Source organism: Enterococcus sp. FZMF, assembly GCF_030263915.1.
In the GTDB taxonomy this organism is placed as follows: Bacteria; Bacillota; Bacilli; order Lactobacillales; family Enterococcaceae; genus Enterococcus_D; species Enterococcus_D casseliflavus.
In genome coordinates, this window is the sequence record NZ_CP127160.1 from 1,127,776 (window position 1) to 1,152,252 (window position 24,477).

The window sequence follows — 24,477 nt, forward strand, 5'->3', positions numbered from 1 at the left end:
CGCTACTCATTTTTGGCACATTGAGAAGAGCTGTTTTTTCTCTAATGTGACCCTTTTAGTTTCAAAATGACGAATCAGAAGAAGACTGGGAGAAACAAGCCTGTGATCGAAAGAAAGAGCGCGAAAAGATTTTTTTAGTTAAAATACACGAATGAGTTTTTAGTTTATTTTAATAAATAGTCAAACAATTCAGAATCATTCATTTTTCTTACAAAAAGATAGCGCAAGTCGAGTTGATTGATAAAAAAACAATCAGTTGTTAGACTTAATTCAGGTTAAAAAAACAAAAAGGGGATGTAATGATGAAAAGAGGATTTAGAAATTATTTAGGTTCAGATGAGCGGGAGGCAGGCTATAATTTGTCTTGGGGGTCTATCTTTGCAGGAGTTGTAACATTTATCGCATTGTTCATGACACTCTCAATGATTGGCTCAGCAATCGGTTTTGGTATGGTGGAACCAACCTCTAATAACCCATTAGATGGTGTTGGGACAGGATTATTGATTTGGACAGTGATTACCTTCGTCTTGGCATTATTCGGTGCTGGTTTTGTTTCTGGTGTTGCTGCTCGACGTGTCGGATTGGTTCATGGTTTCTTAACATGGGCAACAAGTATGATCGTGATGATGGTTATGCTCTCTTACTTAACGATCGGTGCTTTTTCTGTAGTCGGTTCACTTTTAGGAAACGTTGCTTCTGCTGTCGGCAGTGGTGTTGAAACAGTGGCATCTGGTGCTGGCGATGTCGCTTCAAAAGCCTTCGATGAAATAACAGGAAACATGGAAGACGTCAATACAGATGAATTACAGGCGAACGTCAATGATGTTTTACAAGATACCGATGTTCCTGAATTGCAACCAGACTACTTGCAAAATCAATTGTCTGATGCGACGAACGACATCAAAGATGCCGGCAAAGACATTGCAACCAATCCAAATGATGCCGATAAAATCATTGATGATTTAGCAAGCAAATTACAAGATCGTGCTACAACGATTGGTGATTCAGTGGATGAAGAAGCAATTTCAAATGCGGTCGCTCAAAATACTGATTTAAGCCAACAAGAAGCAGAAGAAGCAACCAATAACATTGTCACTGGTTTGCAAGATGCTTCTGATGAAGCGCAAAAACAAATCGAAAATGCGCAACAAAATCTTGAACAAGCCAAACAAGACATTGACCAAGCAGTGGAAGACGCTCGTCAAAAAGCGGAAGAAGCAAGTGATGCAACAGCTAAAGCATCCATTTGGGGCTTTGTGGCAATGGTCTTAGGACTCGTTCTTACGTCAATCGGTGGGTTGGTGGGAGCAAACTTAGTCAAAACTGCTGACCACGAAAATCGTATCTAATTCACCTCTCACAAAGAGAGTTAGTGAGCCATAAACCAGTGAACAGCGTTCTGCCAAAGAATCAAATGGCAGCAGCGCTGTTTTCTGCTTTTAAACAAGCGGTTAAAAATCCCCATTGACGAGTGATTTTTCTCATGCTACACTGGCTCTGAGGATTGTTACCGCTTTAGGCGGGCTATACCTATTTTTTTGTGTGAAGAAATCTAAAGAAGAATAGGGTCGTTAAAATGAACGTAACAAAAGTGATCAATAACAACATTGTGATTTCTGAGAATGAGGAAAAACAAGAATTGGTCGTCATGGGCAAAGGCTTAGGCTTTAAGAAAAAGCCAGGCGATGTGATCGACGATACCAAGATTGAGAAAGTCTATCTCAGTACACAAGAGTGGAATGTCACAAAACTAACCCAATTACTTTCTTCTATCCCTATCGAACATATTCAAGCAGCGAATGAGATCATCAGTTTTGCAAAAGTTTCCCTTGGGAAAAAATTGAGCGAAAAATTATTTCTGACGCTGACCGATCATATCAATTATGCTATCGAGCGCTATCAAAATGGCATGGAAATCAAAAATGCCTTGCTATGGGAAATCAAGCGGTTTTATAACCATGAATACCTCATTGGCAAAGAAGCGTTATCGATCATTAAAAATCGCTTGGCGATCGAGCTGCCAGAAGATGAAGCCGGCTTCATTGCATTGCACATCGTTAATGCGGAGTTGGATATGGCGCAGGTCAGTCAAGTATCGGAAATGGCGAAGATCATTCAGCATATCCTAAACATCGTCAAATATCATTTTTCAATGGAGCTTGATGAGTATTCATTGAACTACGAACGCTTTGTGACCCATTTGAAATTTTTTGTCCAGCGCTTATTCAGCGGAACAAAGCTCGATGATGCAGGAACCGGCAGTTTTATTTTTATGTTGAAAGACCGCTATATGAAGGAATATGCGTGTGCGCTGAAAATCAGCGACTACATCAACAAAGAATTCGGTAGACCGTTAGAAGAAGACGAATTGATCTATTTAACTATACACATCAAACGAATAACAAGTGCTTAGGATTGTTACTGGATTGGCAGGCTATACCTAAATGAACTCCCAAGGGGTTCGTTTAGGTATTTTTTTATGTTTTGACACACGAAAAGCAAACAAAGGACCAAAATAGGAGGAACGACATGAATTACAAAGAGTTAGCAAAAACGATCATCACCAATGTTGGTGGGGAAGAAAATATCCAAAGCTTGACCCATTGTGCGACCCGCTTGCGCTTCAACTTGAAAGATGACAGCAAACCACAAGAAAGTACCTTAAAACATACACCAGGCATCATGGGTGTGGTCAACAAAGGCGGACAGTACCAAGTGATCATCGGCAGTGATGTTGGCAATGTCTACAACGAAATCACTGCCCAAACCAATTTGACTAGTGATCAAGAAACAGAAGAAGACGATCGGGGACGTGTAGCGAAAATTATCGATACGATCACTGGGATCTTCACCCCGATCTTGCCAGCCATCACGGCAGCTGGGATGCTAAAAACGGTCCTTTCGTTGCTGGTGGTCTTCAATGTCTTGACGGCAGAAAGTCAAAGTTACCAAATCCTAAACTTTATGGCAGATGCTGCGTTCTACTTCTTACCGATTCTACTGGCTGCTTCTTCTGCGCAAAAGTTCAAAGCCAACATGTATCTGGCGATGATGGTGGGTGGAATTTTACTGCATCCCAACTTCATCGGTATGGTGACAGCAGTCAATGAGTCAGGTGGCGGCATCCATTTGTTCGGTTTGCCGATTTCACCAGTGACCTATTCATCATCGGTGATCCCCATCATCTTAAGTGTCTGGTTCATGTCTTACGTTGAACCGATTGCTGATAAGGTCTCACCAAAAGCAATCAAATTCTTTAGCAAACCGTTGCTGACGATCTTCGTCGTAGGGACGGTAGCATTAGTTGCTTTAGGTCCTCTAGGCTATATGATCAGTGAAGCGATTTCCGCAGGGATCCAAGCCTTAGAAACGGTCAGCCCATGGATCGTTCCGTTATTGATCGGTGCCTTCACTCCATTGTTCGTGGCAACGGGTACCCACTATGGATTGGTTCCTATCGGTATCAACAACCGAATGACCACAGGTTATGATACAGTGATCTATCCTGGCATGCTGGCTTCAAACGTCAGTCAGGGAGCTGCCGCTATCGGCGTTGGTTTCAAATCAAAAGATTCTACGATCAAACAATTGGCATTTTCTGCAGGTCTGACAGGTCTATTCGGCATCACTGAACCAGCGTTGTATGGGGTCAACTTACGGTTTAAAACACCTTTGTATGCAGCAATGATCGGTGGCGGATTTGGGGGTCTGTTTATGGGAATCATGCGTGTCCGTAATTTCTCAGGCGGCTCACCAGGCCTATTGACTTTGCCAAGCTATATCGGCGATGACACCTTACGTCATTTGACCAATGCCTGTATCGGTGCGGCAATCAGTATCGTGGTCACATTTATTGCGACATTATTCTTATACAAAGACCCTGTTACAGAAGAAGCACCTGAAGCAACACCAGCAGACAAAGAGCAAGAACCAACCCATCAAATCAGCGGGGCGGAGATCAAAGCACCTCTAAAAGGGGAACTAAAAAGCCTACAAGCAGTCAATGACGGCATGTTTTCAGAAGAAATTCTGGGACAAGGGGTAGCGATCGAGCCAACCGTTGGAGAAGTGCTAGCACCAGTCAACGGGACTGTCACAGCAGTCTTTGATTCCAAACATGCCATTGGCTTGACTAGTGAGGAAGGCATTGAGCTGTTGATTCACGTCGGGATCGATACGGTGCAATTGAATGGCGAAGGCTATGCCTATCAAGCAGAAAAAGGGCAGAAAGTATCAGTTGGCGACCCATTGATTACATTTGATATCGAGTTTATCAAAGAAAAAGGTTATCCAGTGATCACGCCAATCGTTATCACTAACAGTGCAGAAGTGGGCGACATTTTGACAGCAAACAGTGGTCCGATCACATTTGGTGATCAAATCATCAAAGTGATCGGCTAAAAAAGGAGAATAAGACATGGGATTTCCAGAAAACTTTTTATGGGGCGGCGCAACAGCCGCCAATCAATGTGAAGGCGGGTTTGATCAAGGGGGGCGTGGACTTGCCAATGTCGATGTGATTCCGACTGGCAAGGACCGACGAGCAGTCATTACCGGCAAGCGTGAGATGCTTGCCTTTGAAGAAGGGTATTTCTATCCAGCAAAAGAAGCGATCGATATGTACCATCATTTCAAAGAAGATATCGCCTTGTTTGCGGAGATGGGCTTTAAAACCTATCGTTTATCGATTGCTTGGTCAAGAATTTTTCCGAAGGGCGACGAAGAAACCCCTAATGAAGAAGGCTTGCGCTTTTATGAAGAACTGTTTTTAGAATGCCGCAAATACCAAATCGAACCTTTGGTGACGATCACGCATTTTGACTGTCCGATCCATCTGATCAAAGAATATGGCGGTTGGCGCAACCGTAAGATGATTGCCTTTTACGAAAACCTTTGTCGGGCGATCTTCACTCGCTACAAAGGATTGGTGAAGTACTGGCTGACCTTTAATGAAATCAATATGATCTTGCATGCCCCGTTTCTCGGTGCAGGGCTGACCTTTACTGAGGGCGAAAATGAAGAACAAATCAAATACCAAGCTGCTCATCATGAGTTAGTCGCTAGTGCGTTGGCAACAAAAATCGCCCACGAGATCGATCGAGAAAACAAAGTAGGCTGTATGCTGGCAGCGGCTAGTTATTATCCTTACAGCTGCAATCCGAAAGATGTCTGGGAAAGCAAAAAAAGCGATCGCGGCAACTATTTCTTTATCGATGTGCAATCGCGAGGAGAATATCCAAATTATGGTTTGAAGATGCTAGCGGAAAAAGGAATCACTTTGGAACAAACCGCCGAAGATACGGCTTTATTAAAAGCCCATACCGTAGATTTTATTTCCTTTTCTTACTATGCCTCTCGGGTCGCTGCTTCAGAAGATTCCGGTGTTGAGAAAACGGAAGGCAACTTGTTCCCGACCATTAAAAATCCGTATTTAGAAGCGTCGGAATGGGGCTGGCAGATTGATCCGCTTGGCTTACGGATCACGATGAATGATCTTTATGATCGTTACCAAAAACCGCTTTTCATCGTCGAAAATGGTCTAGGAGCGGTGGATACACCAAACGAAGATGGAAAAATCAATGATGTGTATCGCATCGAGTATTTACGTGCGCATATCGCAGCGATGAAAGAAGCGATTGACCAAGACGGTGTGGAACTGTTGGGCTATACCTCATGGGGCTGTATCGATTTGGTTTCTGCAGGAACCGGAGAAATGAAGAAACGCTATGGCTATATCTATGTCGATCGCGACAATGAAGGCAATGGCACATTAGCCCGCAGCAAAAAACAATCTTTTTATTGGTACAAAAAAGTGATTGCCTCGAATGGAGAAGATTTGGCTTAAGCCAGTTAACTAACGATTATTATTAAGGAAAGAAACGCCAACGGAACAGGACTGCTCAAGGAAGCTGTCTGGTTCTGTTGGCGCTTTTCTTTTTTAATGAAAGAAATTATGCTATTTCCTCCCGCTGGATCGGCAGCAGCAAGCGAACGGTGGTTCCTTCGTTGATGCGTGATTCTACAGTCAATCCATATTTCTCCCCATAGAGCAGCTTGATACGCTGATCAATATTGTCCAAGCCAATACCCGAATAGTGTTCAAAATGGTTGGCGGTGCTGGTTGGGTGCTCTTCATTGAACCCGATGCCCGTATCGATGATCTCAATTTTCAGACCTTCCTTACTGACGCGAGAAAAAATCTGGATCAATCCTGAATCCTCTTCGGGAAAGGCATGCAGGTAGGCATTTTCGATAATCGGTTGCAAAATCATTTTCGGTACAAGAATATCTTCGCAGCCATCTTCTGAAAAAATCGTTGATTGGATGCGATTGCCGTAACGTACGTTCATTAACACGAGGTATTCTTCCACGATCGCTAGCTCATCCTTTAAGGGGACGATCTCTTTGCGGTTAAAGGTGTGCCGCAACAATTGGACAAAGCTTTCAATCGCTTGGGTGGCGGCTTCTTGTTCGTTTTGCCAGATCAAAAACTTGATGGCCGTCAATGTGTTGTAGACAAAATGCGGTTGGATCTGCATTTGCAACGAGCGGATCTCGAACTTGCGTTTTTCGGCTTCTGTAACCATTAAATGATCGACATAAGATTCCAAGTCCTCTAGCATCAAGTTATAGGCACGCCCCAATTCTCGCGTTTCGTACGTCCCGTTGATGGTAACCTTGTCGCTGAAATCGCCTTGTGTGACCGCAGGCAGCTTGGCGATCAGCTGATAAATCGGTTGGGTGATGTTGCGGATGATCCAAAATGCCAGCAGACTAAAGAGTAAAATACTGACGACAGAAATCAACAGAGCTGGCTTGATCAGATTCATATTGCGTACTAGATGCGATTCATCCAAAACATCGTAAAAAGTAAAATGATACGAATAAAGGGGCAGCTGATTGATGCTAGTATCTCTTTTGACCGTGACAAGACGATTTTCAAACGGCTTGCCTAAAAGGCTCGGATTAGAAGTGGAAAGAATTTGATTTTGCTCATTGACGATATAGATCGAGTGGAGACTGGTATCTAAGAGTTGACGATAGATCGAAGAAAAATCGGATTCTTTTAAGAAAATCAGGGCATAGCCGAAAATCGTTTCTTCTTTCATTAATTTGCGCACGTACATCAAGCCGGGGGAGTCGCTGGTGGAGGTGCTCAAGCCTTGATCCAAGAAATAATATTGACTGATGGCGTCATTGTCATTGATCTGCTGGATAAAGGCACTGGCGAGAAAATCATCTACTGATTGATTGCGAACCGCATCGTTTTGAAAGAACGTGCCCCCGTTGACCCCAATCAACACTAAATTCGAGGGGATGTCTTGAAACAAAGAGCGGGTGTCTTTTAATTGCTCGTTTAATTCTAAAATCGTACGGCCTTGATTCATGTCGCCTTCTAAGTATGTTTCAACGGCTTTGCTTTCATCGACGATGTCAAAAATTCGATGGATATTCTCGTTCAGACGCTCATAATCTTCTTGGATTTTTTCCAGTAGTAGCTGATTGGAACTCTGGTACGAGGCAACATAGGCATCTTTCGAGCGACCATAGATCACGACGACAGTTAGCAGACAAACACTAATGACCCCGACGACAACAAAGAGGAAGATCCGACTGAATAATTCATTTTTCTGAATCCATTGGTTGATTTTCATAATTGATTCAACCGCCGATACTTCGATGGGGTGACTTGGCATTCTTTCTTAAAGATGCGAGAAAAATAGCTGATATCCGAATACCCGACCGCTTCACTGATTTCAGATAGATTCAGATCAGATTGTGTCAGTAGTTCTTTGGCTTTATCCAAGCGGGTTTTCTTTACATACTCAGAAAAGCTCATTTTCAGTTTCGCAGAAAGAAAAGCCGAAAGATAGGTGTAACTAAAATGAAAGGTTTCAGCCAGTTCAGACAAAGACAGACTTTTGGTGTAGTTGTCTTGAATGAAGCGCTGGATCGCAACGAGTAGATCATCTTCATCCAGCGGTGATAAGGTCGTCAGCTGTTGACGAATATCATCAATGGTCGCCAACAACAAATCAGAAAAATCTTCCAAATACTGCACGTGACCGATGGCATGCAAAAATTCGGCTTTTAAGCGGCTAAAGCGTGGAGCATTGGGAAATTCTTCTTCCAAGCGGGACAGTAACGTGTAAAAAATACTGCTGGCCTGCTGTTTTAAGAATGTCGGATCGACATTGGATAAGATCATGTCATTAAAATATTCCTCGATTCTGGTGATTCCTAATAAAAAGTTGTTGTCTAACAAAGCCCGTAAGAACTTCTTCGTATCAAAGCGTTCACTTTCAATGTACAAAAAGAGTTCTTGTTCTGGCACCAACCGTTGTCGTTTATAAAAAAACGATTGTCCTTGGCTTTTGGCTTTAAGCGTCACAAAATGGTCCCGCAACTGTTCAATCTTTTGAAAGGGCACACTGAGAGTAAAGAAGGCGTCTGGCTCGGTAAAACGCAATTGTTCCAACGTTTCTTTCAAAGAGGAATAAACATCCGTTCCTTCTGGATAACTGATCACTAAGCCGGCATCTTTGTTACTGGTTTGAAAAAAGAGCGTCTTTACCTGCGGTTGTGATTGAGTAAATTCCGTTAATGCATGCAGCAGCTGATCATTGGCACGAAAGCCGCTAAAATTGGTGGTCAAAATTTGGGCTTGCTGTTGCGACTGATCTAATGCAAGGTAGTCCGCCAAAGGAGCCAACGGTTCTTCATACCCTGCTAAATAGCGATTCAACGATTCTTGCAGCTGCGTCTCCTCAGTCACGGAGCCTTTCGTATGTGACAGCTTTTGTGAGATGTTGTGCAGCGTCTTCAACAAGAGTGTCGGTGTCAGTGTCGGTTTTAAAAGATAATCTACGGCACCATTTCTAAAAGACTGACTGACGTATTGGAAATCATCGTAGCTGCTCAAGACCAAAAAATGGACTTCTGGATATTGTTGTTGAATGATCGTTGTGAGTTGAAGACCGTCCATTTGTGGCATTTTCAAATCCGTGATCACGATGTCGGGATTCAGTTCATGAATCAGCGCCAATGCTTCGTGCCCGTTCGCTGCATCGCCTAAGAGACGGAACCCTTCTTGCTCCCAACGTATCATATGTTTCAATCCATCTCGGATCGTTGCCTCATCATCAACGACTAAGACCGTGCGTAAAATAGTCATGGTATCCCCCCTATATCTCTTCTTTATTATAAACGCTTTCAAAAAAGAAAGGTATTGTAACTTTTTTCTATTTTTGGACTAATTTAGTAAGCTCTTTCATAATTATTGAATACGGTTACAAAATCGGTGTATAGTTAGCCATGTAAATAAAAGGAAAGAGGGATAAAAATGAAAAAACTATTTGCATCGATGGTAACGGCGGCTGCAGTGCTGACTTTGGCAGCTTGCGGAAACAGCAACACAAGCTCAGGGGATTCTGGTGAGTCCTCAAACAAAGTCACGGTCTGGGCATGGGATGAGACCTTCAACATCAAGGCAGTCAATGAAGCCAAAAAAGTATATGAAAATCAAGATGTCGATGTGGAAGTCGTGACGATGTCACAAGATGATATCGTTCAAAAATTAAATACGAGTCTGGCATCTGGAAATACGGACGGACTACCAAATATCGTTTTGATCGAAGACTACCGCATCCAAGGATACCTTTCTTCTTATCCAGATGCGTTTAGTGATCTAACGGATATTGTGAATGAGGAGGATTTCTCCAGCTATAAATTTGCGGTCAATAAAGTCGACGATGTCATTTATGGGGTGCCATTTGACAGTGGCGTCGCAGGACTATTTTACCGCACAGACTATTTGACCGATGCAGGCTATGAGCAAGCTGATCTCCAAGATATTACTTGGGATGATTTTATCAGCATCGCCAAAGACGTCAAAGATAAAACGGGTCACGCTATGATGTCGTTAGACCCAAGCGATCTTGGCTTGGCACGAATCATTATGCAATCGGCAGGCGAATGGTATACCGGTGAAGATGGCTCCACTGTGACCATCAAAGACAATGAATCCTTCAAAGCCGGTCTAACTGTCTTAGCAACATTGTTGAATGAAGGCTTAGTTGAACAAGTTTCTGATTGGGATGGTGGTGTCAATGCCGTTCAATCGGGGAATGTCGCCTCTGCGCCAACTGGTGCGTGGTATTCCAGCACGATTCAAGGCGCGGAAGACCAAAGCGGCAAATGGGCGATCGCTCCAATCCCATCTATCGCTGGCAACAGCAATTCAGTCAATGCTTCTAGCATCGGCGGAGCAGGCTGGTACGTGATCAAAGGGGTTGATGGCGAAGAAAATGCCAAAGACTTTTTAGCCAATACCTTTGCTTCAAATAAAGAATTGATGGGTACATTAGCTACCGAGATCGGTTTGGTTTCAACCATGAATGCTGCAGAAGAAACGGAAGAATATACGTCGGGGCTTGATTTCTATGGCGGTCAAAAAGTCTTCCAAGATTTCTCTCAATGGTCACAAGAAATTCCAGCCGTGAACTACGGCAATCACACCTATGCCATTGAATCTGTCTTGACTGAAAGCTTGCAACGAGTGATCAACGGCGAAGACATCGATAAAGTATTAGAAGAAGCACAATCACAAGTGGAAGCACAAATTGCAAACTAATCGAACAACTTTGCAGAAACTCGTGAGCGATCGCGAGTTTCTGTGTTAAGGGGGAATTACAATGAAAAACAAAACAAAAAATTGGTTTGCAAACGGCAATGCCTTTATTACCTTACCCGTCATTTTGATCACGATGCTGGTCTTTATTCCGATGGTCTCGGCATTGTTCACGTCATTCCAATCAGGACCACCGACAGCGATGACCTTTAACGGTCTTGGCAACTATCAGCGGATGTTGAGCGACTCAACCTTTAAAAAAGCCTTTGGCAATACGTTTTTATACTTATTAGTCCAAGTTCCGATCATGCTCTTTTTGGCGCTGATCGTATCGAACATATTGAATGACAAAAAATTGAAATTTAAAGGGCTGTTCCGCACCGCCTTATTTTTACCCTGTATCACATCCTTGGTTTCTTATTCCTTGATCATGAAAAGTCTCTTTTCGGCAAATGGGTTAGTCAATAACTTTTTGACGCAACTACACCTGATCGATGCACCGATCCAATGGTTGACGGATCCCTTCTGGGCAAAAGTACTGATCATTTTTGCCATCACGTGGCGTTGGACTGGCTACAATATGATCTTTTTCATCTCAGGCATGCAAAATATCGATCCAAGTATTTACGAAGCGGCAGAGATCGATGGTGCCACGAAATGGGATCAATTCTTCAAAATCACGATTCCCAACTTGCGTCCAATCATCTTATTTACCACGATCACCTCAACGATCGGTACGCTGCAATTATTCGATGAAGTTCAAAATATCACTGGCGGTGGACCAGCCAATGCCACGACGACCTTGTCCCAATATATCTACAATTTGAGTTACAAATTCACGCCAAACTTTGGGTACGCCGCTGCGGTCTCCTTTGTTATCGTGATTGCGATCGTGATCTTATCGATCATCCAAACGAAAATAGGAGGAAAAGAAAATTGAAAACAATCTCACTCACTTTAAAATACGTCTTTCTGGCGATTTTGGCTTTCATCTCTATTTTTCCATTTGTTTGGATGATTCTAGGGATGACCAATCAAACCTTTGATATCGTTGCTGGAAAAATCATGATTGGCGATCAATTGGTGATCAACTTCCAAAATCTCTTTTCTTCTGATTTGAATTTTACTCGGGCATTAGGCAATTCCGCAGTGATTGCCGTGATTACGACCGTCTTTGCGCTGTTGTTCTCCTCCATGGCAGGGTATGGCTTTGAGATCTATCGAACGAAAACCAAAGACCGCATCTTTAATATTCTCTTGCTGTCGATGATGGTGCCTTTTGCCGCGCTAATGATCCCCCTCTATCGGATGTTCAGCAAACTTAGCGGCACACCGATCGGGATCAATACCTTCGCTGTCGTGATTTTGCCCTCAGTCTGTACCGCCTTTTTGATTTTCTTTTTCCGCCAAAACATCAAGGCATTCCCTAGAGAATTAGTCGAAGCTGCTCGGATCGATGGCTTGAATGAACTGAGTATTTTCTTTAGAGTCTACATGCCTACGGCTAAAAATACCTACGCAGCTGCCGCGATCATTACGTTTATGGGCAGCTGGAACAATTATTTATGGCCATTAGTTGCCCTGCAATCACCAGACAAACGGACCGTTCCACTGGTTCTTTCAGCAATGGGTGCTTCTTATACACCTGACTATGGCATGATGATGTGCGGCATCGTGATCGCCACACTGCCGACGGCCATCATTTTCTTCGTTTTACAAAAACAATTTGTCCAAGGGATGCTGGGATCCGTGAAATAAGCGGGGCATCAGCAAACAAATACAAAGTAGAGGGTACGATATGATTCTTTTTGACAAACAATTAAACGTCTTTCATTTAAGCAACGATCAAATCAGCTATCTCTTACAGATAGAGGAAGGGGGCAATGTGGCGCACCTTTATTTTGGGAAGAAAATCGCCCATTATTCTGGAGGCTATCGCTACCCACGCCTTGATCGCTCCTTTTCACCCAATCCCCCAGACAGTAGCGATCGGCTTTTCTCATTAGACACCTTGATGCTGGAGTTTCCTGGTAATGGCTTCGGGGACTTTCGAGAAGCTGCCTATACGATTCGCCAGTCTGACGGCAGCCGAGTCAGCCATTTTGTCTTTAGTGATTACCAGATTCAACAAGGCAAACCAGCCTTAGCAGGATTGCCTCAGACCCATGGGGCCGACGACAGCATCGAAACACTGATTCTGTCCTTAAAAGATGATGTGGCAGGACTCGAACTGCAGCTGTTTTACACAATTTTTGAGGAGGCGGCAGTGATCGTCCGCTCAAGTAAAATAATCAACCACGGAAACCAGCCTGTTACCATCGAACAGCTGGCGAGTCAATCCCTGGATTTTCCTAACCGTCCCTTTGATTTGATCCACTTGCCAGGGGCGTGGGCGAAGGAACGTCAAGTGACCCGAGAACCCATCCATCGCGGCATCAAGCGTTTAGACAGCAAGCGGGGTTCCAGCAGCCATCAGCAAAATCCCTTTGCCGTCTTGCTGGAACCTAATGCTACGGAGTTTGCTGGGGAGTGTTTTGGTTTTAGCTTGCTATATAGCGGCAATCATGAAACCATCATCGAAAAAGATCCTTACCAACAAACTCGTGTGATCATGGGGATCAACAGCCATCAATTTGCCTGGCAATTGCCGCCAACTGAAAGCTTTCAAGCCCCAGAAGCCGTGATTGCTTATAGTGAGACTGGCTTGAATCAGCTGTCAGCCACCTATCATGATTTTTATGATGAGCATTTGATTCGGGGGAAATACAAAAAGCAAGAACGGCCGATCCTGATCAATAACTGGGAAGCAACGTACTTTGATTTCAATGAAGAAAAGCTAGATGCCCTCGTTGATGAAGCCAAGGAGCTGGGAATCGAACTGTTTGTTTTGGATGACGGCTGGTTTGGTCAGCGAGAAGATGACCAAACCTCATTAGGCGATTGGTTTGAAAACGAAGGCAAGCTGGCTTCTGGCTTGGCAGGATTTGCCCAAAAAGTCCATGACAAAGGGCTGCAATTCGGGCTTTGGCTGGAACCAGAAATGATTTCTGGTGACAGTGAACTAAACCGACAGCACCCTGATTGGCTGTTACAAGTACCCAATCGCAAGCCAGCGCTTAGCCGCAGTCAGTATGTGTTGGACTTTTCTCGACAAGATGTCAGAGACCATCTCTATCACCAGTTAACCCAACTGTTTGATACGGTTGCCATCGACTATATCAAATGGGACATGAACCGCAGTCTGTCGGATGTCTATTCCTTGCTCCTCGATCCTGCCCAGCAAGGGGAGGTTGCACATCGCTATCTGCTGGGCTTGTATGAATTTCTAGAAAAACTGACCACTGCCTATCCAACGATCCTGTTTGAAGGCTGTTCTGGTGGCGGTGGGCGCTTTGATGCTGGCTTCTTGTATTATATGCCGCAGATTTGGACCAGCGACAACACCGATGCCATCGCCCGCCTGAAGATCCAATACGGAACCAGTCTGGTCTATCCGCCATCCACCATGGGTGCCCATGTCTCAGCGATCCCGAACCATCAGACCCAACGGGCAACGGATCTAGCGATTCGTGGCAATGCTGCAATGTCTGGCTTGTTGGGCTATGAGCTTGACTTGACACAGCTGACACAAGAAGAAAAAGCGCAGATCAAAGAACAAATCGCTTTTTATAAAAAACATCGGCGCCTGCTGCAGTTGGGTCGCTTTGTTCGACTGCTCAGCCCTTATGAAGGCAATGACACCGCCTGGCTGTATGTTTCCCCAGATAAAAAAGAAGCGATCGTCTTTTACTTCCGAGTCTTAGCCGAAGCCTCTGCACCATTGGTTACTTTAAAGCTGGCTGGCTTAGATCCAGACTTTACCTATCAAAGTGGGGGAGAGACCTTCGGTGGCGATGAATTGATGCAGCTCGGGTTGTATATCGATCCTCATTTAGCAGGGGATTACGCCACGCAGCGGTTTCATTTTGTTGCAAAAGCGCCTCACGAATGAAAATCAGCGTCCTGTCAAAGCAACATGTTTTGACGGGACGCTTTATTGTGCTGCCGCAAGCTTTTGGCTAATGAACGGCAACTGAGAAGTTATTTTTGAACAAATGATTTATTTTTTTCTCGAGAAGTCGTATGATGAAGGAGGAGGCAGGCAGTTTGCTTCTGACAATCAATAAGAGGAGGGTGTTCAACATGGACGAACAGCCACTAGGCAAGGAAACAGAAGCAGGGTTGATTGCTGCAGGATATCGGAAGTATCGTGGCGAAGCGATCGATATTTATTACAACAAAGAGATCTGCACCCACAGCGGCAACTGTGTGCGGGGCAATCCCGCTATTTTTGAAGTTGGACGGCGCCCATGGGTGATTCCTGATAACGGGGAAGCAGCGCAAGCGGCACAAGTGATCCACACTTACCCAAGCGGTGCATTAAAGTACATATTAAAGGAGGAAGAACCATGGAAATCTTAGAAGAAAACACTCGATTTGTGTTAAAAGACGGCGACAAAGAAATCGGTGAAATGACCTGGTCAGAAGCGGGCGAAACGCGCTTGATCATTGACCATACCTTTGTCGATCCCGCTTATCGGGGCCAAGGTCTGGCCGAAAAATTAGTGGCAAAAGGGGTGGAAAAAGCCCGCAAAGAACAAAAGAAAATCATTCCTTTGTGTCCCTTTGCCAAAAAAGAATTTGAACGCAAACCAGAATATGCCGATGTTTGGAACCAATAAATAAAAAAGACCCCCGTCAGCTCAAGCAGGTACCTTTGAGCTGATGGGGGGTTGTGGTATGGCTGATCAATGTTGGAATTGAGCATGGTACAGGCGATAGTAATAGCCTTGTTCTGCCAGTAATTCTTCATGGGTTCCTTGCTCCACGATTTGACCGGCATCCATCACCAGGATCTTGTCTGCTGCTCGAATCGTTGATAAGCGATGGGCGATCACAAAGCTGGTTTTGCCTTCCATCATTTTCAAGAAAGCATCTTGGATTTTTTTCTCAGTCAGAGTATCAACCGAACTGGTTGCTTCATCCAAAATCAGCATGGGTGGGTTGCTGATCATCGTGCGGGCGATCGTCAAGAGCTGCCGTTGCCCGTCAGAGATCTTGATCCCTTGATGACCGATCGGTGTATCTAGTGTTTCTGGTAAGCGCATCACATACTCATACATATAGGCATGCTTTAAGGCATCATAGATTTCTTCATCTGTGGCAGTGTCATTGCCGTATTGCAGGTTTTCTCGTAAAGAGGCATCAAAGAGCCACGTATCCTGCAAGACCATTCCGAAGCTTTGCCGTAATTCTTCTCGTTTCAACTGACGAATATCGGTGCCATCGATCTTGATTGCCCCTTTATCGACATCATAGAAACGCATCAATAAATTGACCAACGTCGATTTACCAGCACCAGTTTTTCCGACGATCGCGACGGTTTCTCCAGGTTTTGCGGTAAAAGTGAAATCTTCAATCAATTTTTGACCAGGATCATAAGCAAAAGAAACCTCCTCAAAGGCAATCTCGCCTTTGATCTCACCCAGTGATTGAGATTCTTGGTCATCGGCTGTTTCTGGCTCTTGATCCAATAGCTCAAAGGTTCTTGAAAGTCCAGCTAATGCCGTTTGGATCTGGGTGGTAATTCCCGACAATTCAATGAATGGTTTCGAAAACTGACTGGAGTAGATCGTAAAGCTGGAGATCACCCCAACCGTGACAGCACCTGAACCAGAAAAGTAAAGCAGACCGCCGACAAAGCCGACTGACAGATACGCCAAGTGATCGACGAATCGTGAAAGGGGATTGGTCAAAGAAGAAGAAAACTGTGCTTTTTGCCCCCGGACATTCAATTCTTGGTTGATCGTTTCAAAACGGTTTTGGTTGATGGTTTCTCGATCAAAGGCTTTGACGATTTTTTGATTGCCGATCATTTCCGTAACAAAGCCAGAAATTTCGCCGACGATTTCTTGTTGGCGAGCAAAATGCGATTGAGACGTTCGTGCCACGATCCAGTTGACCAAAAAGATGATCGGGGTCGAAACCAATACGACCAACGTTAAGGGCACACTCATTTGCAGCATGACGACTAAGGCGATCAAGACGACCGAAATACCAGAGAACAACTGGTTAAAGACTGCAGCGACGGCAATGGAAATATTGTCCATGTCGTTGGTAAAGCGACTGACGATGTTGCCGTGGGAGTTTTGGTCATAATAGCGCAACGGCAATGTATTGAGATGGGCAAAGCCTTTTTTACGCAAATCGGCGACGGATAAATACGCCACGCGGTTGCCTAGTCGCTGGATTAACCATTGACTGACCACAGTCACTAAAACCACTCCGGCAAACAAAAGCAAAATACGATAGAGGGCGCTGAACTGCACTTGATCGGCACCTATCAGCTGATCGACGGCTTGACCGATCTGATACGTCATATAAACCGAGGAAACACCAGCAGCGATCCCGAGGACAACTGCTGCCCAAGTTTCCTTCGCGTAGGCAGTCAAATAAGGGAGGTAGCGACGAAAGGCCGACCAATCGAATGATTTCTTTTTCATGCTTCTTCCTCCTCTGCCTGTGATGCCACGATTTCTTGGTATTCTTTTGACGTTGCCAGTAGCTCTTCATGGGTCCCTTTGCCTACCAAATTCCCTTGGTCTAAGACCAAGATCTGCTGCGCATCTTGGATGGAGCGTACCCGTTGGGAGATGATGATGACCGTACCACGAATGCTTTCTTTTAAAGCCATCCGCAAATCAAGATCGGTTTGATAGTCAAGGGCGCTTAGAGAATCATCCAAAATCAAGATATCTGGTTTAGCGATCAATGCTCTGGCAATCGTTAACCGTTGTTTTTGTCCCCCAGAAAAGTTCTTGCCGCCTTCAAAAATCGGGGTATCCAGTTGCTGCGGCAAGGCTTCAACGAAGTCGCGGCTTTGAGCGATTTCTAGTGCTCGCCAGCACTCTTCATCGGTGGCATCTTTTTTGCCCCATTGCAAGTTTTCTCGAATCGTTCCCGTAAACAGCACGGCGGTTTGAGGCACCATGGCGATTTTTTGGCGTAATTGCTGTAAAGGCCATTTCCGCACATCGTGCCCGTCAACGATCACTTTGCCATCAGCCACATCGTAGAAGCGGGGGATCAATTGGGTCAAGGCAGATTTCCCACTCCCGGTTGGTCCAGTGATACCTAAAATAGACCCCGGCGCGACTTGGAAATCAATGTTTTTCAAGGCTAATCCGTATTCTTTTGAAAAGCGGAAATCAACGTGCTCAAAGCGAATCGCTCCGACGTTGTTTTTCGGCTGATCCATAAAGACTTCTGAAAGCTCATCGCCGATCGACGGCTCAGTGGCTAACACTTCATTGATCCGTGAACCAGATGCTGCGGCACGGGTAAAGATGATCACTAAGTTGGAAACCACGATCAACGCTAAGAGCATTTGATTCATGTAATTGACCAGTGCCAATACTTGTCCTTGCTGCAAATTGCCAATATTGACCTTGAATCCACCGATATAAAACAACGCGATAATGCCGACATTCATGATCAAGGTGGTGGCAGGCGTCAATAAAGCAGAGAGATTTGTGACCCGTAAATAGACATCACTTAAATCATCAGTTGCTTTATCAAAGCGTTTCGTTTCCGTTTTTGTGCGGGCAAAAGCACGAATCACCCGAATCCCGCTTAAATTTTGACTCACTAGTTCGTTCAATTCGTCGAGATGAATTTGAACTTTCTTATATAATGGCACGGTTTTGGCGATGATCCAGAATAAGACGATACAAAAGAGCGGTAAGACGAGTAGGAAAATCAAGCCAGCTTGCCAATCAATGACAAAGGCCATAATCACGGAACCGATACTTAAGAAGGGCGCACGGACCACTAGCCGAATCAGCATTGCCAAAGCAATCTGCATCTGGTTGATGTCGTTGGTCATTCGGGTGATCAAGGTATCCGTCCCGAATAAGTTTAGTTCGCTATGGGAAAGGGTGTTGATTTTTTTCATCAAGCGATTGCGTAGTTCCGTCCCGAAGCCTTGAGAAGCGACGGAAGCATAATATTGACAGATGACGGCACAGATCATGCCTACCACGGACATCACGATCATCCAGATCGTCATTTCAACGACCTTCGACCAATTGTTTTGCCGTAACCCCTCATCGACTAAAGCGGCCATCTGCAAAGGCAGGACCAATTCAAACACCGCTTCTAAAAATTTGAAAAACGGACCAAGAATAATCTGTTTGCGATAATCCTTGGCATAGCGTAACAAGCTAATCATAAAAAACCTCCTAAATTATTTCGGATGAGCAGGATGTTCACTGGCCAAACAGGCAAAAACCAAACTATCGGTCCATTCCCCCTTGTTCCACCAGTCTTGGATAAAATGTGCTTCTTGGCGTAATCCAATGCGTTGGCAAAGCTTAGCTGAGGCCTGATTGCGGGCGTCTAGCGTCGCTTGGACCCGATGGATCTTCTGACTGGCAAACAACCAGCCCAACAATTCTTTCAATGCTTCTTGAGCAAACCCTTGTCCGCCAAATGACGGATGGAAGGCATAGCCGATTTCAACGGAAGACGGCTGACCAGTAGACCACACCGACAAATCGCCGATGACCGTTTGATCGTGTAGTACTGCCAAAGAAAGACCTGTTTGGTCCGCCAAGGTGTGCTGTTGGCATTTTTTGGAAAAAGCCGCAGCTGCCGTTTCTGTCTGCCAAGGCTCATGAAGTAAGAATCGGCAGACTTCCGCTTGCCGATAAATAGCAAAGGTATCGGCAAAATCACTTTCTTGAAACGGACGAAGCAGTAAACGTTCACTTGCAATAAAACCTATAACAGCCTCCATTTCTTTAGGGACATCTTACCATAGAACGAAATAGCCGAAAACATCCCTTGAAAAATCTATTCATTTTCTTGCAAAAAAAATGTAAATCACTTGAAAAGTCTTTTTCTAGGAAACGAACCTTGCCAGTTGCTGCTCATTTACCACGACTGCCAGCGGGCAAGAAAGGTTTTTTGCCAATCTCCCAAGGGCAAGATCACTCGCTGCATTTGAAAACGGTAGGTTTCCCCTTTATAAGTAAAGCGAATCGGGACGAGCATTCCTACAATAGGATCTTTGTGCTGTTTTTTCAGCTCAGCAAGCGGTATGCTTTTGTGCTGCACGACTTTTGTCGAGAAAAGATTCAACGCCAAAATCGTCAAATGCTGATCATCCAAGACGAGCAGGCTACGGCTGGTGATGGCGTTGAAGGACTGCCATTTTGCATAGCCGATGGCAGCCCCTTCTGTCCTATAGGGGGCAGCCAATGCTTGGAAGGTTTTTTTATTTAAAAGAAACATAGGTAGAAAACTCCTTATCAATTAGAATCAGTTTCGGTGCAAGCAAGCAATCAATAATCAATGCAGGAAAGCGGTCAGTCCGTTGCAAATGGCTGCAGCATCCGCCGAACGTTTTCAGTATACGCTTGTTTGAGGACTAACGGGTGGATTTCTTTGATGGTTGGACCAAATTGCAAGAGAAAATCAGCCAGAAAACCCAGCTCATTGTCGGCAATGTGTCCCTCTAAGCAAAGCTCGCTTGAACGTTCCACCACTGCCATGTCAGGATATTTTTCTTGCCACAAGCGTTCCTTTGCCGATAGATCAAAGCGGATGTGATAGCCCAGTGTTTGTGTCAACACTTGTTGCTGCAGCTGTTTTTCAGCTAACTGCTGCAAGGTATAGCCTGTTTTTTCAGTCGGAGCAAGTCCCTGCATTGCATCACAGCGATAGCGGCGAAAAGCCTGCTTTTGACAGTCATAGCCCAAACAATACCAGTAACCAGCGCGAAAATCCAGCTGATAGGGTTGTACGGTCTTGTTCGTTTTTTGATAACGCTGATAGCTAAATTGGATGACCTGTTCTTGTACGATCGCTGAAAAAAGCGCTGAGAGGATCGGTGTACTCGTCAATTGAGGCACCCCTTGAAACGAAACCGCCGTCTCCATTTTTTCTAACCACTCGGTGTCTCCTTGATAAAAAGACTGCAACAGTTTTCGCCGTAGCCCTTGATAGCTCCGATCAAAAGGAGAATCGGTTAATTTTTGTAAGAGCTGCAAAGCAAAGAAAAGAGTATACCGTTCATTTTTGTCAAAGTACAACGGGGTCAGTTGATTTTTCAAAATCTGATAGCCGCCATAACGACCGGTTTCTACCACGAGAGGCAAGCCCAGCTCTTCCAATGATTGGACATCGCGGACGGCTGTACGTTTTGAGATTGCGAAGGTTTCCATCAAATCGGCTAGATGAAAAGTGGTTTTTCCTTGTAAATACAATAGTTCCTGTGTTAAGCGTTCTGATTTTTTCATTTCTTTCTCCAATGGTGCCAAGTTTTGGCAATATTCACAGTTACACTTATGGTAACAAGAAAAGGAGGAACCAACAAATGATCGAACCAAAAATTGCTTTGTTTTTAACGTTAGACGGCAAAGCCCAAGAAGCCATTCAATTTTATCAAGAAACACTAGACGCAACCCTCTTATTTGCCATCACCAACCAGGAGTATCGTGAGAGACTTGATCCAACGCTGGAGATTCTTGGGGGACAAGAACAGTATCTTTCTCACTCCATCCTACAGATCGGAGATTTCCAGTTGCAGCTGGCAGACAATCCACTAGTTGAAGGAGAGGCGATTCAGCGAGGCAATCACTTGTCACTGAGTTTGACGTTAGCGGAGACCCAAATAGCTCAGAAGCTTTATCAACGATTGAGGCAAAAAGGCAGTCAGACGATCCAAGCACCAAGTGAGAATGCTTTTGCGTTTTTTTATGCAAGTGTTCGCGATCCCTTTGGTGTAATTATTCAGCTGACTGTCGAAAAAGAAGTTGATCCCTCTAAAAAGGGGGAATGAAAAAACTCGTTTTTTAATAAAATATCCATAGAAGTTGACTAATTATCCAAGTTTCTTTCAATCCCAGAATTATTTTTAAGGAATGTTTAAAGGACTTCACAGAAAAAGAATAAAACTTCTTAAAAAAATAGGCGGATCGTAAAAATTCTGGTACAATCGGGGAGAGCAATTCAGGAGAAATGAAGGAGGCACTATGGATAGAAAGACGAGATATAAACAGCAAAGAGCCCACAAAGCGCGCAACAAACGCGTGATTATTGGAGGAATCTTTCTTTTCGCCATTGCAGGCATCGTTTTATTTGCCGGCTATACGTATTATGCAGCAAAAAATTCAGTGGATAAAATGTTTAAAGAATCCGCTGTGATCAGCTCTAATAAAAGTAAACAGGACAACTCATTAAAAGCTTCAGACGTGAATTCAAAGTTTGGGATCTTGTTAATGGGTGTTGATAATGATGCGGAACGTGAAAAGACAGAACATTTGGACAGTGCCCGTACCGACAGTTTGATTTACATGGTGTACGATGGCGAAAACAAGAAAATCGATATGGTCAGTCTCCCACGAGACATTTGGACCAACATTTATGATGGAACAGGAACCGGGACGATTGCTGCTACCGCCAAGATCAATAGTGCATTCACGATTGGTGAGGAAGACGCAACGATTGAAACAGTCCAAAACTACCTGCAATTGCCAATTGACTATTACGTAAACATCAATTTTACCAGTTTTGAGAAAATCATCGATGCCATCGGAGGGATCACTGTTGATGTGCCTTACGACATCAACAAGAAATATACTTCAGACAACACGGGAGAAACATTGATTCCAGAAGGTCGTCAATTGTTGAACGGTGAACAAGCCTTGATTTTTGCCCGCATCCGTAAAATGGATACCGATGTGGATCGAGGAAATCGTCAGCAAGAAGTTATTGAAGCAGCGATCCACCAAGCTTTGAAAATCAATAATGTCACCAAGTACCAAGAAATCTTAGACTCAGTCAGCGAAGACGTGAATACAAACTTCAAGTTTGAAGACTTAGTATCTTTAGCAGGCAATATGTTGTCTGGATTCGATATTCAAAAACATACCTTTGAATGGTATGATGACGTATCATATGATGGACAATCGATCGTATATATTCAAGACTATTCTTACAATGAAATTCGTAACGATATGTTGAAAGCATTAGGTCAAGCGCCAGCAGATACACAAGCAGATGCGAATACAGAAGCCCAAACCGGCGTAGGTACCGATACAGGAACCGAAACCGGTGCAGGAACTGGCGACGGATACGGCTCGGAAGTCGTTGATGACGGAACCGGCTACTAATCAAGAGAAAAAAAGTCAGGAGCGATCCTGACTTTTTTTGTGCCCTCAGTCCTTTTTAAACCCCAGTGAAGACAAGATCAGACCCGCAAGCCACTTTCGTTTTCATCTAGGAAGTGCAGTGCTATGCTTAAGAAAAGAGACAGCTTGTTACAGCGAGTCCGACACCGAAGGAGGAACCATGTTGGAAAAACAGCAAGAGCAAAAAGCCCGTAGAATCGTTTTGCTGGCCCATGTCTTAGGGTTGATCATGAAAGCCATCGGCTACTTCTTTAGCGGCAGTGCAGTCTTGATGAATGAAAGTATCCATAGTCTAATCGATTGCATCAATCAAGGACTTCTAGCCATCGGTGAAAACCGAGCACAGCGAGGACGCAGCGAACTGCATCAGTTTGGTGAAGGACGAGCGACCTATTTTTTTAGTACTGTAGTTGCCATGACAGTTTTTTTAGGTGGTGGAATTTTAGCGGTTGTTGAAGCCAGCCGTGATCTGCTAGACCCCACCCACGAAGTGGAACAGCTCCAGCTGGTGGCAGCGATCTTATTTGTCAGTTTGTTCATTGAAGTGACGGCTGTACAAGAGGGATGGCAAGAAGTCAAAGAACAAAACAAGCAAAACCAGCCCCTCGTCCATTTCCTAAAAGAAAGTCGCGATTCCGATCTGCTTTTAGGCTTCACGGAAAATTTATTTGCCCTAGGTAGTGTGACGATCGCCATCGCAGGGATCTTATTGACCGCATTGACGGATAATCCGATATTTGATTCCCTCGGCGGCATTTTAGGTGGATTGTTGCTGATTGCTGCTGCTGTCTTTTTAGCCAAAGAATTTTATAGCCTTTTGATTGGTGAAGGCGCTTCTGCTTCTGATTTAATGGCGATCAAACAAATTTTAGCCGACCCTGCCATCATTCAAATCAAAGATTTGCGAACCCTCCATCTAAGCCCAGAAGAACTTTTGATCGTCGCCGACCTTACCTTGAAGCTAGGACCCGAAGAACCAAGCGTATTTATCGATACCACCGAACAGCGGATCAAACAGGCGTTGCCTGATCTGCGAGTCTATTGCTACATCGAGAGTGAGGAAGTTCCCTCTTAAATTAGAATAGATACGAAGCATTCTTCGGTTGGTGATTTATCATTCAAACGAGGAATGCTTTTTTGGGGTATTGGCGTGCTTGTTTTATATGAACACAATGGATCAATGGCTTGTTTTGCTTCAACCTTTTCAGACGATCAGCAAGGAGAATGTTAGCGAGAGGTCGCAATTTAATTGTTTTTTTAGCAATAAACGTTTTTTTTGTTCAAAAGTTTGTTGTTTTTTGTTAAAATAAAGTAAAGACAGCAAGCGTTCTCTTTTTAAAGTTATTTTTTTGCTAGAGTTGTAACATTGTAAATCACAACATAGCAAAAGCTTAGATTATTAAGAAAACACCGAAACGAGTACCTGTTTGGCATTACTGACATGCTGCCCAATCGTCACCAAAAGCGGTGGTGCTAATTTTGTTACGACTGTTTTTTTACACCACTTGTGAAGCAAAATCCTTTGCGAACATCTTCATCCATGATAGGTTAGAAGTAGGCCGGATGGTTTTTTCACAAAGTACGTACATAGAAAGATCACTTGCGACGATTAAA

The 24,477-nt window shown here is 44.2% G+C and carries 19 protein-coding genes and 1 pseudogene; 13 read left to right on the top strand and 7 right to left on the bottom strand.

The annotated features are described in order from the left end of the window. Positions 1–302: 302 nt before the first annotated feature. The 4 genes from QN079_RS05445 to QN079_RS05460 all read left to right on the top strand — a co-directional run bounded on the left by QN079_RS05445 (position 303) and on the right by QN079_RS05460 (position 5,845). Positions 303–1,349, top strand: a complete 1,047-nt coding sequence (locus QN079_RS05445) for a DUF2189 domain-containing protein (RefSeq protein ID WP_010747834.1) — start codon at positions 303–305, stop codon at positions 1,347–1,349. Between the two features lie 227 nt (positions 1,350–1,576). Continuing rightward, positions 1,577–2,413, top strand: a complete 837-nt coding sequence (gene licT / locus QN079_RS05450) for a BglG family transcription antiterminator LicT (RefSeq protein WP_010747835.1) — start codon at positions 1,577–1,579, stop codon at positions 2,411–2,413. Between the two features lie 116 nt (positions 2,414–2,529). Then, positions 2,530–4,401: a beta-glucoside-specific PTS transporter subunit IIABC gene (locus tag QN079_RS05455; RefSeq protein ID WP_289230489.1), complete on the top strand. Its 1,872-nt coding sequence runs from the start codon at positions 2,530–2,532 to the stop codon at positions 4,399–4,401. Positions 4,402–4,417: 16 nt separating this feature from the next. Further along, a complete protein-coding gene (locus QN079_RS05460) occupies positions 4,418–5,845 on the top strand; it encodes a 6-phospho-beta-glucosidase (protein WP_289230490.1) in 1,428 nt (475 codons plus the stop codon). Between the two features lie 106 nt (positions 5,846–5,951). On the opposite strand, the gene QN079_RS05465 is transcribed toward QN079_RS05460, so the two are convergent. Together QN079_RS05465 and QN079_RS05470 are read right to left on the bottom strand one after the other, a co-directional pair. Further along, positions 5,952–7,655, bottom strand: a complete 1,704-nt coding sequence (locus tag QN079_RS05465) for a sensor histidine kinase (protein WP_010747838.1) — start codon at positions 7,653–7,655, stop codon at positions 5,952–5,954. Continuing rightward, positions 7,652–9,175 carry a response regulator transcription factor gene (locus QN079_RS05470; RefSeq protein WP_010747839.1) on the bottom strand — a complete coding sequence of 508 codons (1,524 nt, stop codon included), beginning with the start codon at positions 9,173–9,175 and terminating at the stop codon, positions 7,652–7,654. Before QN079_RS05470 ends, QN079_RS05465 begins: the two co-directional genes overlap by 4 nt. Positions 9,176–9,343: 168 nt before the next feature. Between QN079_RS05470 and QN079_RS05475 the strand changes: the two genes are divergently transcribed. The 6 genes and pseudogenes from QN079_RS05475 (at position 9,344) to QN079_RS05500 (ending at position 15,351) form a co-directional block, all read left to right on the top strand. Then, entirely contained in the window at positions 9,344–10,633 is a 1,290-nt protein-coding gene (locus QN079_RS05475; RefSeq protein WP_010747840.1) for an ABC transporter substrate-binding protein, read from the top strand. Between the two features lie 61 nt (positions 10,634–10,694). Beyond that, positions 10,695–11,570, top strand: a complete 876-nt coding sequence (locus QN079_RS05480) for a carbohydrate ABC transporter permease (RefSeq protein ID WP_010747841.1) — start codon at positions 10,695–10,697, stop codon at positions 11,568–11,570. Between the two features lie 2 nt (positions 11,571–11,572). Continuing rightward, positions 11,573–12,388: pseudogene (locus tag QN079_RS05485) on the top strand (carbohydrate ABC transporter permease); the annotation flags it as partial. Between the two features lie 40 nt (positions 12,389–12,428). After that, positions 12,429–14,621, top strand: coding sequence for an alpha-galactosidase (locus tag QN079_RS05490; RefSeq protein WP_010747843.1), 2,193 nt, complete (start codon positions 12,429–12,431; stop codon positions 14,619–14,621). Between the two features lie 191 nt (positions 14,622–14,812). Continuing rightward, entirely contained in the window at positions 14,813–15,091 is a 279-nt protein-coding gene (locus tag QN079_RS05495; RefSeq protein ID WP_010747844.1) for a (4Fe-4S)-binding protein, read from the top strand. Further along, positions 15,079–15,351 carry a GNAT family N-acetyltransferase gene (locus tag QN079_RS05500; RefSeq protein ID WP_010747845.1) on the top strand — a complete coding sequence of 91 codons (273 nt, stop codon included), beginning with the start codon at positions 15,079–15,081 and terminating at the stop codon, positions 15,349–15,351. Before QN079_RS05495 ends, QN079_RS05500 begins: the two co-directional genes overlap by 13 nt. A gap of 66 nt (positions 15,352–15,417) precedes the next feature. On the opposite strand, the gene QN079_RS05505 is transcribed toward QN079_RS05500, so the two are convergent. From QN079_RS05505 to QN079_RS05525, 5 genes are all read right to left on the bottom strand, one after another. Continuing rightward, positions 15,418–17,172 carry an ABC transporter ATP-binding protein gene (locus QN079_RS05505; protein WP_010747846.1) on the bottom strand — a complete coding sequence of 585 codons (1,755 nt, stop codon included), beginning with the start codon at positions 17,170–17,172 and terminating at the stop codon, positions 15,418–15,420. After that, a complete protein-coding gene (locus QN079_RS05510; RefSeq protein ID WP_010747847.1) occupies positions 17,169–18,899 on the bottom strand; it encodes an ABC transporter ATP-binding protein in 1,731 nt (576 codons plus the stop codon). The genes QN079_RS05505 and QN079_RS05510 overlap by 4 nt, the downstream gene beginning before the upstream one ends. Before the next feature lie 15 nt (positions 18,900–18,914). Next, positions 18,915–19,454 (bottom strand): GNAT family N-acetyltransferase, encoded by a 540-nt coding sequence (locus tag QN079_RS05515; RefSeq protein ID WP_080646972.1) that lies wholly within the window; start codon positions 19,452–19,454, stop codon positions 18,915–18,917. Positions 19,455–19,603: 149 nt separating this feature from the next. Continuing rightward, positions 19,604–19,963 (bottom strand): hypothetical protein, encoded by a 360-nt coding sequence (locus QN079_RS05520; RefSeq protein ID WP_010747849.1) that lies wholly within the window; start codon positions 19,961–19,963, stop codon positions 19,604–19,606. Between the two features lie 74 nt (positions 19,964–20,037). Next, positions 20,038–20,970 carry a helix-turn-helix transcriptional regulator gene (locus tag QN079_RS05525; protein WP_142971567.1) on the bottom strand — a complete coding sequence of 311 codons (933 nt, stop codon included), beginning with the start codon at positions 20,968–20,970 and terminating at the stop codon, positions 20,038–20,040. Positions 20,971–21,047: 77 nt separating this feature from the next. On the opposite strand from QN079_RS05525, the gene QN079_RS05530 reads away from it, so the two are divergent. From QN079_RS05530 to QN079_RS05540, 3 genes are all read left to right on the top strand, one after another. Next, the gene (locus tag QN079_RS05530; protein WP_142971569.1) at positions 21,048–21,512 is read left to right on the top strand and encodes a VOC family protein; all 465 of its coding nucleotides are present in this window, start codon (positions 21,048–21,050) and stop codon (positions 21,510–21,512) included. A gap of 193 nt (positions 21,513–21,705) precedes the next feature. Next, positions 21,706–22,845 carry an LCP family protein gene (locus QN079_RS05535; protein WP_142971570.1) on the top strand — a complete coding sequence of 380 codons (1,140 nt, stop codon included), beginning with the start codon at positions 21,706–21,708 and terminating at the stop codon, positions 22,843–22,845. Between the two features lie 178 nt (positions 22,846–23,023). Continuing rightward, complete coding sequence (locus QN079_RS05540; protein WP_142971572.1) at positions 23,024–23,938, top strand: cation diffusion facilitator family transporter; 915 nt, start codon at positions 23,024–23,026, stop codon at positions 23,936–23,938. Positions 23,939–24,477 lie beyond the last annotated feature (539 nt).

What these genes read in the sequence shown, in the direction of transcription:
- QN079_RS05445 (WP_010747834.1), top strand. Translation starts at nt 303, where the DNA reads ATGAAAAGAGGATTTAGAAATTATTTAGGTTCAGATGAGCGGGAGGCA.
- licT (WP_010747835.1), top strand. Translation starts at nt 1,577, where the DNA reads ATGAACGTAACAAAAGTGATCAATAACAACATTGTGATTTCTGAGAAT.
- QN079_RS05455 (WP_289230489.1), top strand. Translation starts at nt 2,530, where the DNA reads ATGAATTACAAAGAGTTAGCAAAAACGATCATCACCAATGTTGGTGGG.
- QN079_RS05460 (WP_289230490.1), top strand. Translation starts at nt 4,418, where the DNA reads ATGGGATTTCCAGAAAACTTTTTATGGGGCGGCGCAACAGCCGCCAAT.
- QN079_RS05465 (WP_010747838.1), bottom strand. Translation starts at nt 7,655, where the DNA reads ATGAAAATCAACCAATGGATTCAGAAAAATGAATTATTCAGTCGGATC.
- QN079_RS05470 (WP_010747839.1), bottom strand. Translation starts at nt 9,175, where the DNA reads ATGACTATTTTACGCACGGTCTTAGTCGTTGATGATGAGGCAACGATC.
- QN079_RS05475 (WP_010747840.1), top strand. Translation starts at nt 9,344, where the DNA reads ATGAAAAAACTATTTGCATCGATGGTAACGGCGGCTGCAGTGCTGACT.
- QN079_RS05480 (WP_010747841.1), top strand. Translation starts at nt 10,695, where the DNA reads ATGAAAAACAAAACAAAAAATTGGTTTGCAAACGGCAATGCCTTTATT.
- QN079_RS05490 (WP_010747843.1), top strand. Translation starts at nt 12,429, where the DNA reads ATGATTCTTTTTGACAAACAATTAAACGTCTTTCATTTAAGCAACGAT.
- QN079_RS05495 (WP_010747844.1), top strand. Translation starts at nt 14,813, where the DNA reads ATGGACGAACAGCCACTAGGCAAGGAAACAGAAGCAGGGTTGATTGCT.
- QN079_RS05500 (WP_010747845.1), top strand. Translation starts at nt 15,079, where the DNA reads ATGGAAATCTTAGAAGAAAACACTCGATTTGTGTTAAAAGACGGCGAC.
- QN079_RS05505 (WP_010747846.1), bottom strand. Translation starts at nt 17,172, where the DNA reads ATGAAAAAGAAATCATTCGATTGGTCGGCCTTTCGTCGCTACCTCCCT.
- QN079_RS05510 (WP_010747847.1), bottom strand. Translation starts at nt 18,899, where the DNA reads ATGATTAGCTTGTTACGCTATGCCAAGGATTATCGCAAACAGATTATT.
- QN079_RS05520 (WP_010747849.1), bottom strand. Translation starts at nt 19,963, where the DNA reads ATGTTTCTTTTAAATAAAAAAACCTTCCAAGCATTGGCTGCCCCCTAT.
- QN079_RS05525 (WP_142971567.1), bottom strand. Translation starts at nt 20,970, where the DNA reads ATGAAAAAATCAGAACGCTTAACACAGGAACTATTGTATTTACAAGGA.
- QN079_RS05530 (WP_142971569.1), top strand. Translation starts at nt 21,048, where the DNA reads ATGATCGAACCAAAAATTGCTTTGTTTTTAACGTTAGACGGCAAAGCC.
- QN079_RS05535 (WP_142971570.1), top strand. Translation starts at nt 21,706, where the DNA reads ATGGATAGAAAGACGAGATATAAACAGCAAAGAGCCCACAAAGCGCGC.
- QN079_RS05540 (WP_142971572.1), top strand. Translation starts at nt 23,024, where the DNA reads ATGTTGGAAAAACAGCAAGAGCAAAAAGCCCGTAGAATCGTTTTGCTG.